This is a genomic window from Bacillus sp. N1(2025) (genome assembly GCF_053470005.1).
The window spans coordinates 112,492-127,404 of the sequence record NZ_JBLTJB010000007.1; the positions used below are offsets into that span (position 1 = coordinate 112,492).

General features: G+C 45.8%; 11 protein-coding genes. All 11 read left to right on the forward strand.

What is annotated here, in order from left to right:
* Positions 1 to 4 precede the first annotated feature (4 nt).
* The 11 genes from dapA to yfmH all read left to right on the forward strand — a co-directional run bounded on the left by dapA (position 5) and on the right by yfmH (position 14,861).
* Positions 5 to 874 carry a 4-hydroxy-tetrahydrodipicolinate synthase gene (gene dapA, locus ACNFN4_RS16020; RefSeq protein WP_003154166.1) on the forward strand — a complete coding sequence of 290 codons (870 nt, stop codon included), beginning with the start codon at positions 5 to 7 and terminating at the stop codon, positions 872 to 874.
* 178 nt (positions 875 to 1,052) lie between these two features.
* A complete protein-coding gene (gene rnjB, locus ACNFN4_RS16025) occupies positions 1,053 to 2,720 on the forward strand; it encodes a ribonuclease J2 (RefSeq protein ID WP_021493672.1) in 1,668 nt (555 codons plus the stop codon).
* Between the two features lie 115 nt (positions 2,721 to 2,835).
* Complete coding sequence (locus tag ACNFN4_RS16030) at positions 2,836 to 3,573, forward strand: ClpP family protease (RefSeq protein ID WP_003154162.1); 738 nt, start codon at positions 2,836 to 2,838, stop codon at positions 3,571 to 3,573.
* Positions 3,570 to 3,779, forward strand: coding sequence for a YlzJ-like family protein (locus ACNFN4_RS16035; protein ID WP_061862200.1), 210 nt, complete (start codon positions 3,570 to 3,572; stop codon positions 3,777 to 3,779). Before ACNFN4_RS16030 ends, ACNFN4_RS16035 begins: the two co-directional genes overlap by 4 nt.
* A 134-nt stretch (positions 3,780 to 3,913) precedes the next feature.
* Entirely contained in the window at positions 3,914 to 6,274 is a 2,361-nt protein-coding gene (locus tag ACNFN4_RS16040) for an FtsK/SpoIIIE family DNA translocase (RefSeq protein ID WP_029973456.1), read from the forward strand.
* Positions 6,275 to 6,398: 124 nt separating this feature from the next.
* Positions 6,399 to 7,124 carry a GntR family transcriptional regulator gene (locus tag ACNFN4_RS16045; RefSeq protein WP_007409813.1) on the forward strand — a complete coding sequence of 242 codons (726 nt, stop codon included), beginning with the start codon at positions 6,399 to 6,401 and terminating at the stop codon, positions 7,122 to 7,124.
* Positions 7,125 to 7,235: 111 nt separating this feature from the next.
* Positions 7,236 to 8,465 (forward strand): MFS transporter, encoded by a 1,230-nt coding sequence (locus ACNFN4_RS16050; RefSeq protein ID WP_017417794.1) that lies wholly within the window; start codon positions 7,236 to 7,238, stop codon positions 8,463 to 8,465.
* A gap of 106 nt (positions 8,466 to 8,571) precedes the next feature.
* Positions 8,572 to 9,027, forward strand: coding sequence for a MarR family winged helix-turn-helix transcriptional regulator (locus ACNFN4_RS16055; protein ID WP_003154157.1), 456 nt, complete (start codon positions 8,572 to 8,574; stop codon positions 9,025 to 9,027).
* On the forward strand, positions 9,027 to 12,146 hold the full coding sequence (locus tag ACNFN4_RS16060; protein ID WP_448200300.1) for an MMPL family transporter: 3,120 nt from the start codon (positions 9,027 to 9,029) through the stop codon (positions 12,144 to 12,146). Before ACNFN4_RS16055 ends, ACNFN4_RS16060 begins: the two co-directional genes overlap by 1 nt.
* A 151-nt stretch (positions 12,147 to 12,297) precedes the next feature.
* A complete protein-coding gene (gene yfmF, locus ACNFN4_RS16065; RefSeq protein WP_012117578.1) occupies positions 12,298 to 13,578 on the forward strand; it encodes an EF-P 5-aminopentanol modification-associated protein YfmF in 1,281 nt (426 codons plus the stop codon).
* The gene (gene yfmH, locus ACNFN4_RS16070) at positions 13,575 to 14,861 is read left to right on the forward strand and encodes an EF-P 5-aminopentanol modification-associated protein YfmH (protein ID WP_014417799.1); all 1,287 of its coding nucleotides are present in this window, start codon (positions 13,575 to 13,577) and stop codon (positions 14,859 to 14,861) included. Before yfmF ends, yfmH begins: the two co-directional genes overlap by 4 nt.
* Positions 14,862 to 14,913: the final 52 nt, after the last annotated feature.

The following is a 14,913-nucleotide window of genomic DNA, read 5'->3' on the forward strand; positions in this document are numbered from 1 at the left end:
AAAAATGAATGTCGGAAATATATCTACAGCGATGATTACCCCCTTTGACAGTAAAGGGAATGTAGACTTTCAAAAACTGTCTACATTAATCGACTATTTGTTGAAAAACGGCACGGATTCTTTAGTCGTCGCAGGCACGACCGGCGAATCTCCGACACTTTCAACGGAAGAAAAAATTGCACTCTTTGAATTTACAGTCAAAGAAGTGAACGGACGCGTGCCTGTTATTGCGGGTACGGGAAGCAACAATACGAAAGACTCCATTAAACTGACAAAAAAAGCTGAAGAAGCCGGCGTCGATTGCGTTATGCTTGTCACGCCGTATTATAATAAGCCTTCCCAAGAGGGCATGTACCGTCATTTTAAAGCCATTGCGGAAGAAACGTCTCTTCCTGTGATGCTTTACAACGTGCCGGGCAGAACGGTCGCTTCACTTGCGCCGGAAACGGCCATCAGACTTGCGGAGATTCCGAATATCTCTGCGATTAAAGAAGCGAGCGGCGATCTTGATGCCATTACGAAAATCATTGCCGAAACACCGGAAGATTTTTACGTCTATTCAGGTGATGACGGGTTAACGCTTCCTATTCTCGCAGTCGGCGGAAGAGGAGTCGTGTCAGTGGCCAGCCATATCGTAGGTTCTGACATGCAGCAGATGATTAAAAACTATACGAACGGGCAGACGGCAACCGCGGCGCTGATTCATCAGAAGCTACTGCCGATCATGAAGGAGCTCTTTAAAGCGCCTAATCCGGCTCCGGTCAAAACGGCGCTACAGCTGAAAGGCCTTGATGTCGGATCTGTGCGTCTTCCTCTTATCCCGCTGAATGAAGATGAACGTCTGAGCCTGAGCAGCGTCATCAGCGAACTGTAAGAAAAAATTTATACAGTTAAAATACGCGGTCATTCTCATTTTTATCGTGAGTTTGACCGTTTTGTATACATATTGGTTTTCCCTAAACCTTCCGCTTCTTCTTGTTTTCTAAAATTGATATCAGTTATAATAGGAACAAGTGATGATGGACGGGTATGAGACTAGGAGGATACAGATTTTGAAAAAGAAAAATACAGAAAACGTCAGAATTATCGCCCTTGGCGGCGTCGGAGAAATTGGGAAGAACCTATATGTCATTGAAATTGACTCAGACATATTTGTAGTGGATGCAGGGCTGATGCACCCTGAAAATGAAATGCTCGGTATTGATGTCGTCATTCCGGATATTTCCTACTTAGTAGAACGGGCTGACCGCGTGAAGGCCATCTTTCTGACACACGGGCACGATGAAAACATCGGAGGCGTCTTTTATTTATTGAACAAGCTGTCGGTGCCGGTATACGGAACGAAGCTTACTCTTGCATTACTGAGAGAAAAACTCAAGCAGTACGGGCATAATCGAAAAGCTGATTTGCGTGAAGTTCACTCTAAATCAGTCATTACATTTGAATCAACGAAAGTATCGTTCTTTAAAACGATTCACAGTATTCCGGATTCAGTGGGAGTCAGCTTCAAAACATCACTTGGCTCTATTGTATGCACGGGAGACTTTAAATTTGACCAGACGCCTGCTTATCACCAATCATGTGATATTGGCGAAATTGCCAAAATCGGAAACAGCGGCGTGCTCGCCCTGCTTTCTGACAGCGCCAATGCGGAGCGCCCGGGGTATACTCCGTCAGAAGCATATGTAAGCGGTGAAATTTCCGATGCGATGAACAGTTCAGAAAACCGTGTCATCATTGCTGTATTCGCGTCTAATATCAACCGGATCCAGCAAGTGATACAGGCTGCCGTCCAGAACGGCCGCAAACTTGCAATCGCCGGAAAAAATCTGCAAAACGTGCTTCAGCTTGGGCGCAAGCTCGGCTATATTGAAGCCGAAGATGAAATGTTTATTCCTGTGCAGGATGTGAAAAAATATCCGAAGCGGGAAGTTGCAATTGTTACAGCCGGAAGCCATGGTGAGCCGCTGGCCGCTCTTACGCGGATGGCCAAGCAGGCGCACAAGCAGCTTAACATTGAAGAAGGAGACACCGTTGTCATTGCATCAACACCGATTCCGGGGCATGAATTGATATATTCCAAAACCGTCAACCTGCTTGCCCGCGCCGGCGCTCAAGTCATTTTCGCCCAAAAACGCGTGCATGTGTCCGGTCACGGTTCGCAGGAAGAATTGAAACTCATGCTTAATTTGCTGAAACCGAAATATTTAATTCCGGTTAACGGTGAATTCAGAATGCAAAAAGCGCATTCCAAAATCGCAGAAGAGATCGGCATGAAACGCAGCGACATTTTCTTGATTGAAAAAGGTGACGTCGTTGAATTCCGCGGCCAGAATGTGAAAATCGGGGATAAAGTCACGTACGGAAACGTTCTGATTGACGGCCTCGGAGTCGGCGATATCGGCAACATCGTGCTGAGAGACCGCCGCTTATTATCACAAGACGGCATTCTCATCGTCGTGATCTCACTCGATAAGCAGAAAAAGAACCTCGTATCAGGTCCTGAGATCATTACGCGCGGTTTCGTGTATGTCAGAGAATCAGAAGGTTTAATTGTACAAGCTACTGAGCTCGTCCGCTCTATCGTGACTGAAGCGACGGAAACATCTGCCGTAGAATGGTCCACGCTGAAACAAGCAATGCGTGATGCGCTGAATCAATTCCTTTATGAAAAAACAAAACGCAAGCCGATGATCATTCCGATCATTATGGAAGTATAATGTATACAAAGCCGGAGCGCATGATGCTCCGGCTTTGTTTTTGTTCATGTCCCGGATGGAAATCATCATCTTTGTTCATAATACAAAGAGACATTCGGAAAGGGTGAAAGATAAAATGGATCATCGTATGGAAAACACCGAAGAACAGCAGCCCGAAAAATCAGATGCGAAAGACAGCATTATGAGCAAAATTCAGCAGCTGGGAGAGACATCTCTGCCGCAAATGTCCCAAGATACCAATATTCACTGCCTGACGATCATCGGCCAAATTGAGGGGCACGTCCAGCTCCCGCCGCAAAATAAAACAACCAAATATGAACACGTCATTCCGCAAATCGTCGCGATTGAGCAAAATCCGAAAATCGAAGGACTTCTGATCATCTTAAACACCGTCGGAGGCGATGTGGAAGCGGGGCTTGCGATTGCGGAAATGCTCGCATCCTTATCAAAACCGACCGTTTCAATCGTACTCGGCGGGGGCCACTCCATAGGTGTGCCGATCGCCGTGTCATGTGATCATAGTTTTATCGCGGAGACAGCGACAATGACCATTCACCCCGTTCGGCTTACAGGTCTGGTTATCGGGGTTCCGCAAACGTTTGAATACTTGGATAAAATGCAGGAGCGGGTCGTCAACTTTGTGACCCATCATTCAAATATTTCCGAAGAAAAATTCAAAGAGCTGATGTTTTCAAAAGGAAACTTAACCAGGGACATCGGAACGAACGTAGTCGGAAAAGATGCGGCTGATTACGGATTAATTGATGCTGTGGGCGGCGTCGGACAGGCGATAAAAAAGCTGAATCAGCTGATTGAGGAACGAAAGGGCGAGGAAGGAAGGATGATTCAATGATCCTTTATACCGTCATGCCCCAAGAAGTCGTTTACGGTCAGGATCTAGAGCAAAGCGTGCATGAACAGGTAGATTACGCCGGCGTGCCGCTGCTAGTTGAGATGAAGGGAAATGAAGCTGAAGTCGTACAAATTTTAAGTACGAACCCGATGGATTTTCTGAATCCGGACATCGCTCCGGGACAAAAAATCAAGCTGAAAATCTAACCGGCATTCAGTCCGTTTCTCGGGGGCAAAATATGCTATAATAGGGGAATCCTACAGAAAAATGCAGCCGGCAAAAGGCTGCTTTTCTTCATGATGTATGATTTTACATTTTTTAACGCAGTAAGGTGATGAGTGTGGCAAAGAAAAAACGGAAATCTAAAAAGAAACAAGAGAGTAAGCTCAATCTAAAATACGAACTAAGCGGACTGCTCTGTGTTGCAATCTCGATTATTGCTGTTTTGCAGCTCGGCGTTGTGGGACAGACATTTGTGTACTTGTTCCGTTTTTTTGCCGGAGAGTGGTTTATTTTATGCTTAATTGCGCTCTTCCTTCTCGGAATTTCGCTGTTTTGGAAAAAGAAGAGTCCAAGCCTTTTAACGAGAAGAAAGGCAGGATTGTACTGTATTATCGCCAGTATATTGCTGCTGTCTCACGTGCAGCTCTTTAAAAATCTGTCTCATCACGGGTCGATTCGGTCGGCAAGTGTCATCGGCAACACGTGGGAGCTGTTTATGATTGACATGAAACAGCAGGCTGCTTCCCCTGATTTGGGTGGCGGCATGATCGGCGCGGTACTGTTTGCAGCTTCCCACTTTTTATTTGCATCAACGGGTTCACAAATCATGGCGATCGTGCTGATCTTAATGGGGCTGATTCTTGTAACGGGCCGTTCACTGCAGGAAACGCTCAAAAAGTGGACGAGCCCCGTCGGCCGGTTTATCCGCGGTCAATGGCAGGCATTTCTTGAGGATATGAAGACGGTCAGAACGAATATGTCTTCGCCGAAAACAAAAACAAAATCGGGCAAAAAACAAAAACGGGTTCAAAAGAAAAAAGAAGAGCCTGAACCGGAGGAAGAGGATGAGGAAATCATTTCGCCGATCATCCATTCAGAGCCGATTATTTCAAGCTTTTCAGACCGTCAGGAAGAGCCCGCCGAACCGCTGATTCCGGAAAAAACGCAGGAGGCTGCACAAGCGGTAAAAGATGAGCCTTCCGGCGGCGCTCAAGACAGTGGCGAAACGGCTGCGGCTCCGCCGATGACGTTTACAGAGCTTGAAAATAAAGATTATCAAATGCCTTCATTGGACATACTGGCTGACCCGAAACATACAGGCCAGCAGACCGATAAGAAAAACATTTACGAGAATGCAAGAAAACTCGAGCGGACTTTTCAAAGCTTCGGCGTAAAGGCGAAAGTGACGCAGGTTCATCTCGGTCCGGCGGTCACAAAATATGAGGTGTATCCGGACGTCGGGGTCAAAGTCAGTAAAATCGTGAATCTGAGCGATGACCTCGCGCTCGCGCTTGCCGCGAAGGATATCCGGATCGAAGCGCCGATTCCGGGCAAATCGGCAATCGGCATCGAGGTGCCCAATGCTGAAGTTGCGATGGTTTCGTTAAAAGAAGTGCTTGAATCCAAGCTCAATGACAAGCCGGACGCGAAGCTTCTGATCGGCTTGGGGCGAAATATTTCCGGGGAAGCCGTGCTTGCCGAACTGAACAAAATGCCCCACCTGCTCGTAGCGGGGGCAACGGGAAGCGGAAAAAGCGTCTGTGTCAACGGTATTATTACGAGCATTCTGATGAGGGCCAAACCGCATGAAGTGAAGATGATGATGATTGACCCGAAAATGGTTGAACTGAATGTGTATAACGGCATTCCTCATCTGCTTGCGCCGGTCGTGACAGATCCGAAAAAGGCCTCGCAGGCTTTGAAAAAGGTCGTCAATGAGATGGAGCGCCGCTATGAGCTGTTCTCCCATACGGGTACGAGAAATATAGAAGGCTATAACGACCATATTAAGCGGTCAAATGCCGAAGAAGAAGTCAAGCAGCCTGAGCTGCCATACATCGTCGTCATCGTTGACGAGCTTGCCGATCTGATGATGGTCGCTTCTTCTGACGTGGAAGATTCAATTACGAGACTTTCACAGATGGCGCGGGCAGCGGGAATTCATTTGATTATCGCGACACAGAGGCCTTCAGTCGACGTTATTACCGGTGTTATTAAAGCCAACATTCCATCAAGAATCGCTTTCAGTGTCTCATCTCAGACCGATTCACGGACAATTTTAGACATGGGCGGCGCTGAAAAACTTCTGGGGCGCGGAGACATGCTGTTTCTGCCTGTAGGCGCAAATAAGCCGGTGCGTGTGCAAGGGGCATTCTTATCCGATGAAGAGGTTGAGCATGTCGTAGATCATGTCATTACGCAGCAAAAAGCGCAGTATCAAGAAGAGATGATTCCGGAAGAAGTTTCGGAAACACACAGTGAAGTAACGGATGATCTCTATGACGAAGCGGTCGATTTGATTATCGGCATGCAGACGGCATCAGTCTCCATGCTTCAAAGGCGGTTCAGAATCGGATATACGAGAGCTGCCCGTCTGATTGACGCAATGGAGGAACGGGGCGTCGTCGGGCCGTATGAAGGAAGCAAACCGAGGGAAGTACTATTATCTAAGGAACAATATGATGAGCTCTCTTCTTAAAAAGGAGAGAGTTTTCACTGAAAATGATATCACCAAAATCATTCCTATTTATTTTTTTATCAAAACATGATATAGTTGTCCCAATTGTTCAATAATTTATGAAAGTGGTTTACGGAGGGGAAACATGTCTACAAAAGCTGACAATCGTCACTTGTATCTAAAAGTGATTGAGCGAATCAAAGAGGATATACAAAACGGAATTTACACCGAAAAGGAAAAGCTTCCTTCTGAATTTGAGCTTTCAAAATCAATGGGTGTCAGCCGGGCAACTCTGCGTGAAGCTTTGCGTATCCTTGAAGAGGAGCATGTGATTATCAGAAGGCACGGTGTGGGCACTTTCGTCCATACAAAACCGCTGTTTCTTTCAGGTATTGAACAGCTCAACAGCGTGACGAAAACGATTCAGCAGGCGAACATGGTGCCGGGTACGATTTTTTTGTCGTCTCAGGTCATCACGCCGTCTGATGAAGATATCGCTAGATTCCGGCTTGAGCCTGAGCAGGAGCTTTTTTATTTGGAACGCGTGAGAACGGCAAGCGGCACTCCGGTCGTTTACTGTTTAGATACGATTCCGATGCACATTCTGCCGAATTCTTTCTGTCATGAACAGGAGTCTATTTTTGATCTTTTGGAAAAAAACTCCGGGTCTGTGATCAGCTATGCCGTTGCTGATATCGAACCGATCGGATATCACGATACGATTTCACCGGTTTTGGAATGCGAGCCGGAGACGGCGCTTTTATTGCTGAAGCAAACCCACTATAATCAGAATGATGAACCTGTGCTGTATTCATTAAATTATTTCCGGGCTGATAAGTTCAGTTTTCATGTTGTAAGAAAACGTTTTTAAGACAGACGCGTCATGTGTCTGTTTTTTTATTTGCCGTTTCAGTACATACTTTGTTTTCTGCAAGGCACAATAAAACAGGAAACAACCAAGTATAGTGAATGGGTGAATAAGTTGAGTAAGAAGAAAAATGGAACGAAAAATATCATTGCTCTGGCTTCTGTACCGCTCGTGATGACACTCGGGAATTCCATGCTGATTCCTGTGCTTCCGATGATTGAAAAGAAGCTGTCCATATCGTCTTTTCAAGTATCGTTAATTATAACGGTCTATTCGATTGTGGCGATTATTTGTATTCCGATTGCCGGATATCTGTCCGATAAATTCGGAAGAAAAAAGGTTCTTCTGCCTTGTCTTCTCATAGCCGGTGCGGGCGGAGCGCTTGCCGCGATAGCTTCCACCGCGTTCAAGCATCCTTACCCCATTATCTTGGCGGGGCGGGTGCTGCAGGGAATCGGTTCGGCAGGGGCGGCTCCTGTAGTGATGCCGTTTATCGGTGATTTATTCAAAGGGGATGATGAGCGGATTACCGCGGGGCTCGGCGACATTGAGACGTCAAACACAGCCGGGAAAGTAATAAGCCCGATTCTCGGGTCGCTCTTGGCTGCATGGTTTTGGTTTATGCCGTTTTGGTTCATTCCGTTTTTTTCGCTCATCAGTTTTTTTCTCGTATTGTTTTTGGTGGCAAAGCCGGAGGAACAAAAAGAAGCGCCTTCTATTTCCGAATTTGTGAAAAATGTCGGCCGCATATTTAAGCGTGACGGACGCTGGCTCTTTACGGTTTTTATCATCGGCTGCGTGATTATGTTTTTGCTGTTCGGGGTTCTTTTTTATTTATCAGACTCACTGGAGAAGAAATACGGAATTGACGGTGTGGCTAAAGGAGCGCTTTTGGCAATCCCGCTTTTATTTCTATCCGTCAGTTCATATATATCAGGCCGAAAAATCGGAAAAGACCAAGGCAAAATGAAGTTTTGCATCGTTTTCGGAATGAGTGCCGTGACACTGTCGTTTATCGGCCTATGGTGGAATCACAGTTTTTATTTATTATTTATCTTTTTGTGTGTCAGCGGTATCGGTATCGGAATGGCATTGCCGGCTTTAGACGCTGTCATCACAGAAGGCGTAGACAACGAGGAATCGGGAACCATCACCTCATTTTATAACAGCATGCGGTTTATCGGAGTAGCGGCGGGACCGCCGATCTTTGCTGCCCTGATGTCAAATGCAGGCTGGCTGATTTTTATTTTATCCGCTTTTTGCGGCATTGTATCTGTATTTTTAGCGCTGTTAAATATCTCATCACAAGCAAAAGAAAAGAAGGAATCATTAAAGACGGTGTAATCTGCACTGTCTTTTTTTATTTTATTTTGAAGATTGACATGATACCGTCAAGTCGTTATTCTTTTTAATAGTTAAACATATTAACTATTGGAAGGAGGGGGAAAAGGTGCATGAAGAAAAAGTAAAGCAGCTGATTCAGCGTTATTCCGATGTATACCTGCACGTCTTAAAAAAAATTGACAGCATTATCGCTGAAAAAGTGAACAAAGAACTGACATTGGATCAATATTATATCCTCCGCTATATTATGCTCAATCCCGATTGCAAATCAATTGAACTGGCCGCGGTGTGCCACGTCAATAAAAGCGCCATTACATCTATGACGAACCGCTTGTATGAAAAAGGCTACATCAATAGAGAACGCAGCCAAAGCGACCGCCGGAGCATACTTTTAAATGTCACGGAAAAGGGAACGGAAGTATTTCACCGTGTGGAGCGGCGGATTGAGGAACTCGTCCGTTCATATATTATGTATTTTGATGAAGACGAGGCGGAGATGTTCGTGAATACATATGAAAAATTATATCGATTGATGATGACAGAGGAGGATCAGCAGACATAATGAAAAACATTATCCGAGCCCGCTGGATCATCGCCGCGGTATGGGTCGCCGCAACGGTGATATTTATGCTTACAGCGCCTGATATGGCTGAATTGACACGGGAGAAAGGGCAGATCTCCGTACCGGACGGGTATTCCTCTTCTTACGCCCATGAATTGCTTGATGAAATGTCTGATTCAGATGCGCCGTCTTCTTCTGCCGTCATCGTATTTCACGAAAAAGGCTTAATGACAGACAAAAAAGATCGTCTGGAAGAAGCCGTCAGCACTTTGTCTGAACATAAAAAAGCGCTTCAGATTAAAACGGTGACTTCATACTTCGGGGAGAAAAATGACGACATCAAAAAACAGCTGCTGTCAAAAGACAGACAAACGATGCTCGTTCAGCTGCAGCTTGATACATCCAAAAACGATATCATCGAAATAAAAAATAAAATTGATAAAGAGCTGAAACCGTACGGCGTATCATACGGCATTACAGGCCAATCGCTGATCGACGAAGATGTGTTAAAAAGCTCACAGGACGGCTTGAAAAAGACTGAATATATAACGGTCGCTTTTATCCTGATCGTGCTGATCCTTGTATTTCGGTCAGTGGTCGCTCCGTTTGTGCCGCTTTTATCAGTATTGATATCTTATTTAGTCAGCCAGTCGATTGTCGCATTTTTAGTCGATCAGCTGAATTTTCCGCTCTCAACTTTTACTCAGATTTTTATGGTTGCGATTATGTTCGGAATCGGTACAGACTACTGCATTCTGCTTCTCAGCCGGTTTAAAGAAGAACTGTCGCATGGCGCTGATATAAGAGAAGCGATCGTCGTGACTTACAAAACGGCCGGAAAGACGGTTTTGTACAGCGGCGGTGCGGTGCTGATCGGATTTGCCTGCATCGGATTTGCGACATTTAAGCTGTATCAGTCGGCAGCGGCCGTTGCGGTCGGTGTCGCGGTGCTGCTGCTTGCGCTCATGACGATCGTGCCGTTTTTTATGGCTGTTTTAGGAAAAAGACTGTTTTGGCCTGTTAAGGGCGATATTTCCCATCCTCAAAGCAAAGCATGGGAAACGTCAGGGCGGTTTTCATTTAAAAGGCCGCTCATCAGTCTTGCAATCGTTGCGGTATTCACCGTCCCGCCTATCCTTCTTTACAAAGGGTCGCTATCTTACAACAGTCTTGACGAAATCGGGGATAAATATGAATCCGTCCGCGCGTTTAATACGATTTCAGACGCATTCGGCCCGGGAGAACTTCTTCCGGCCACAGTCGTCATCAAAAATGATGAGACTCTAAATACCAAAAAACACCTGATTGATATCGAAAAAATCAGCAGAGAACTTGAAAAAACAGAGGGTGTAAAAACGGTCAGAAGCGCCACGCGCCCTGCCGGAAACGGATTGAATCAATTATTTGTCACAAATCAGGCAAAGCAGCTTCAAGAAGGGCTTGATAAAGGCAATACAGGACTTGAAAAAATTACGGACGGATTAGGGCATGCCGCAAAGTCGTTAGCTGATTCACAGCCGCAGATCGAAGAGTCGGGGAAAAGCGTCAATCAGCTTATTGACGGAACATTGTCTCTGAAATCCGGGCTTTCTGATATAGGAGAAAACCTGAATAAACTGCAGGCTGGCGTGAACGAGAATAAAGCCGGCGTCGCCCAGATGAGAAAGCAGATTGAAGAGCAAAAACAAATGCTGACTTCACAGCTCAGCCAAAACAGCGGTCTCGCTTCAGAAACGCAAAACGCTTTAAAATTGGTAAAAACCGTCCTGCCGATGAAAGATGAAGCCAGCAGACAGCTTGCCGATTTGAACAAGCAGCTTGCCCGGCTGCCGTTTGCAAAATTGGAGGCGTCAATACCGTCAGTCAAAACCGATCCCTCTTACCAAAAAATCAAATCGGCCTTTACGGGTGTACAGTCAGCCGTTTCCAAGGCAAACGCGGATGCAGAAGCTTTTTCTAAACAGGTCGACAGTCAAAAGGATCATCTGCAGCAAGCGGAAAAACAATTTGCCCGACTGGCAGCCGCTCAGAAGAAGATTGACACTCAAATTAACGCAATGATCAACGGTTTGACCAGTATTGAAAACGGTCTGCAGCAAGTGTCAGACGGACAGGGGGCTCTCGCAGGACAAATGCCGCGCCTTGAATCGGCGGCGGGACAGCTCGCGGAGGGCCAGAAAAAAATGCAGAGCGGTCTCGGCGATTTTTCTTCGCGGCTCAGCGATCTTTCTTCAGGCCTTAACGACAGTGTAAAAGGGCTTAAGAAAGTATCAAGCGGCATGATGGGGGCGAATGATTACCTGGGTGAGCTTCATAAGGCGTCAGACAAAGAAATGACAGGCTGGTTTGTGCCGAAAGACGCGTTGACAAACAGTGATTTCACAAGCGTGTTTAATACGTACATGTCAGATGACAGAAAAACGACAGAATTGACCGTCGTTCTTGATAACAATCCTTACTCAAATACGGCCATTCAAGATATTCAAGCGATCAAAGCGAGCGTAAAAAGGGCCATTCCGAACACGGATCTGAAGAATGCTTCCTTCGGCGTTTCGGGAGTCTCCAGCATGAATGCCGATCTGAAGGAAGTATCGGATTCAGACTTCAAACGGACGGCAATGTTTATGCTGGCGGGAATTTTTCTGATTCTCATCGTGATGCTGCGCTCCCTCATTATGCCTGTTTATTTAGTGGCGTCGCTCGTACTGACGTATTTCGCATCCATCGGCGTGACGGAATACATCTTTACACACTTCTTCGGGTATCCGGGCGTAAACTGGGCCGTGCCGTTCTTCGGCTTTGTCATTTTGATGGCTCTTGGCGTGGATTATTCCATCTTTTTAATGGACCGCTTTAATGAGCTGAAAAAAGAAGGAACGGAACCCGCAATGATCAGCAGTATGAAAAATATGGGTTCCGTCATCATTTCTGCGGCGATTATTTTAGCGGGAACCTTTGCGGCCATGCTACCGTCAGGCGTTCTTTCCTTATTACAGATTGCAACCGTGGTATTAACAGGCCTTCTCATGTACGCAATTGTCGTCCTTCCGTTTTTTGTACCGGTCATGGTGAAAATATTCGGAAGAGCCAACTGGTGGCCTTTCAATTTGAAAAAATAACGTTCGATGCCTCTGCCTGTTTTCGGGCAGAGGTTTTTTGTTTCCTTATAAATCCTCCAGTTGATATAATTACATCTGCGTACTCTTTTTTGCGAATGCTGAAATTTGGTCATAATACATACTATGAAAGAATGAACGAAGGAGGTTTCACATGACTTATGTAAATGAAATGAAGTCAAAGCACGGCGGGATCACCGCCCACATCGTAAAGACCGAGAAATTTAAAACCGTTTCGCTGACGTTTAAAATGCTGGCTCCTTTAACGAAAGAGCTCGTAACAAAAAGGGCGCTGTTTCCGCATGTGCTTCTGCGCGGAACAGAAAGCCGCCCGAAAACCGCTGATCTGCGGTCTTATTTTGATGAGCTGTACGGCACATCCGTTTCAGCTGATCTGACAAAAAAGGGAGAACGTCATGTCATTACGTTCAGACTTGAGATTCCTAATGAAAAGTATCTGAAGGACCGCACACCGTTATTGGAAAAAGGTCTTCAGCTTTTATCAGAGCTTGTCTTTTCGCCCGCTTTGGAAAACGGCGCCTTCCTGCCCCTTTATGTCACGCAGGAAAAACGGACGCTGAAACAGCGGATTCAAGCCGTATATGATGATAAGATGAGATATTCTAATCTGCGTCTCGTTCAGGAAATGTGCAAAAGCGAACCGTATGCGCTTCACGTCAACGGCGAGTTCGATGATGTTGAACACATTACACCGCAAGATTTGTATGAAGCCTATCAAAAAGCCATACGCGAAGACCAGCTGGACCTGTACGTCATCGGCGATGTTGATACAGATCAGGTGAAAACGGCCGTTGATACGTATTTTAAAACGGAAGAACGGGAGCTGCAGCCTTTTGAAAGAAGCGCGGCGAATGAACAGCCCGATCCGAAGGAAGTCATTGATGAAGAGGACGTCAAGCAGGGCAAGCTGAATATCGGATTCCGGACCAATACGACATATACAGATCCGGATTATCCGGCATTGCAGGTGTTTAACGGGCTGTTCGGAGGTTTCTCTCATTCAAAGCTGTTTATAAATGTCCGTGAAAAAGCGAGCCTCGCCTATTATGCAGCCTCAAGGGTGGAAAGCTTCAAAGGGCTTTTGATGGTCATGTCGGGCATTGAGGTGAAAAATTACAAGCAGGCCGTCACCATCATTGAAGAACAGTTTCAGGCTATGCAAAACGGTGACTTTTCAGAAGATGATATCGCCCAAACGAAAGCCGTTATTAAAAATCAAGTATTAGAAACGATTGATACGGCATACGGTTTAGCGGAATTTCTGTATCAGCAGGCCTCAGCCCAAGTAGAGATACCGATCGAAAGGTTCCTTGACAATATCGAGAAAGTGACAAAAGAGGACATTATCAATGTCGGAAAGAACATTAAGCTGGATACGACTTATTTCTTAAAAGGGACGGGGGGAGCATCTTGACTAAACCGATAAACTTCGAACAGCTTCAGGAAACGCTGTATCATGAAAAAATGGCAAACGGCCTTGATGTCTATGTGCTGCCGAAACAGGGCTTTAATAAAACATACGCCGTGTTTACGACAAAGTACGGTTCCATTGACAATCAATTCGTTCCTTTAAATAAGGAAGAAATGGTACACGTCCCTGACGGAATCGCGCATTTTCTGGAGCATAAACTGTTTGAAAAAGCGGACGGCGACGTGTTTCAGGACTTCAGTAAGCAGGGGGCGTCGGCAAATGCCTTTACATCATTTACACGAACCGCTTATCTGTTCTCCAGCACTTCTAATGTGGAGAAAAACCTGGAAACACTCGTGGATTTTGTTCAGGACCCGTATTTCACGGAAAAATCAGTTGAAAAAGAAAAAGGCATCATCGGCCAGGAAATCAATATGTATGATGATAATCCGGATTGGCGGCTGTTTTTCGGCCTTATCGAAAATATGTATAAAGACCACCCCGTGAAAATTGACATTGCCGGAACGGTGGAGAGCATCTCACATATTACGAAAGATCTGCTGTATGAGTGCTACGAAACGTTTTATCACCCGAGCAATATGCTGCTCTTTATCGTCGGTCCCGCAGATCCTGAAGCGGTCATCAGCCAGGTGCGGAAAAACCAGGAGAAAAAGCCTTTTACAGACCAGCCCGAAATCAAACGTGAAGAAGTTCAGGAGCAGGAAGCGGTTTTCCGCCGGGAGCAGGAGTTAAAAATGAACGTGCAAGGCTCAAAATGTCTTGTCGGCTTAAAGGCGAAAGACCCTTATAAAACGGGGCAGGAGCTGTTGAAGCACGAGCTCAGCATGAACCTCATGCTTGAATGTCTCTTCGGAAAAAGCTCACCGCATTACGGTGACTTGTACGACAAAGGCTACATTGATGAAACCTTCAGCTTTGATTACACGGCTGAATACGGATTCGGTTTTGCCTCTGTCGGAGGAGATACACCGGAGCCGGATAAGCTCGCTGACGAATTAAAACACATGCTGCTTGATGCGGAATCAGCCGTGACTGCGGAAAAACTTGATCTTGCGAGAAAAAAGAAGATCGGGTCATTCTTAAAAGCGCTCAATTCGCCTGAATATATCGCCAACCAATTTACACGCTACGCCTTTTTAGATATGAGTCTGTTTGATGTCGTAACCGTACTGGAGCAGATTACGCTGGAAGACGTAAAGCGGGTCATTAAAGAAGAAATATCAGAAGACAGGCTGACAGTCTGCAAAGTCGTGCCAAAATCATAACAAAAAACATCCCTCACGCCCTGAGGGATGTTTTTCTAGGGAAAGAAGGAGT

Excerpts from the sequence above, each read along its gene's own strand:
- dapA (WP_003154166.1), top strand. The coding sequence starts at position 5 with ATGAATGTCGGAAATATATCTACAGCGATGATTACCCCCTTTGACAGT.
- ACNFN4_RS16030 (WP_003154162.1), top strand. The coding sequence starts at position 2,836 with ATGGATCATCGTATGGAAAACACCGAAGAACAGCAGCCCGAAAAATCA.
- ACNFN4_RS16035 (WP_061862200.1), top strand. The coding sequence starts at position 3,570 with ATGATCCTTTATACCGTCATGCCCCAAGAAGTCGTTTACGGTCAGGAT.
- ACNFN4_RS16045 (WP_007409813.1), top strand. The coding sequence starts at position 6,399 with ATGTCTACAAAAGCTGACAATCGTCACTTGTATCTAAAAGTGATTGAG.
- ACNFN4_RS16060 (WP_448200300.1), top strand. The coding sequence starts at position 9,027 with ATGAAAAACATTATCCGAGCCCGCTGGATCATCGCCGCGGTATGGGTC.
- yfmF (WP_012117578.1), top strand. The coding sequence starts at position 12,298 with ATGACTTATGTAAATGAAATGAAGTCAAAGCACGGCGGGATCACCGCC.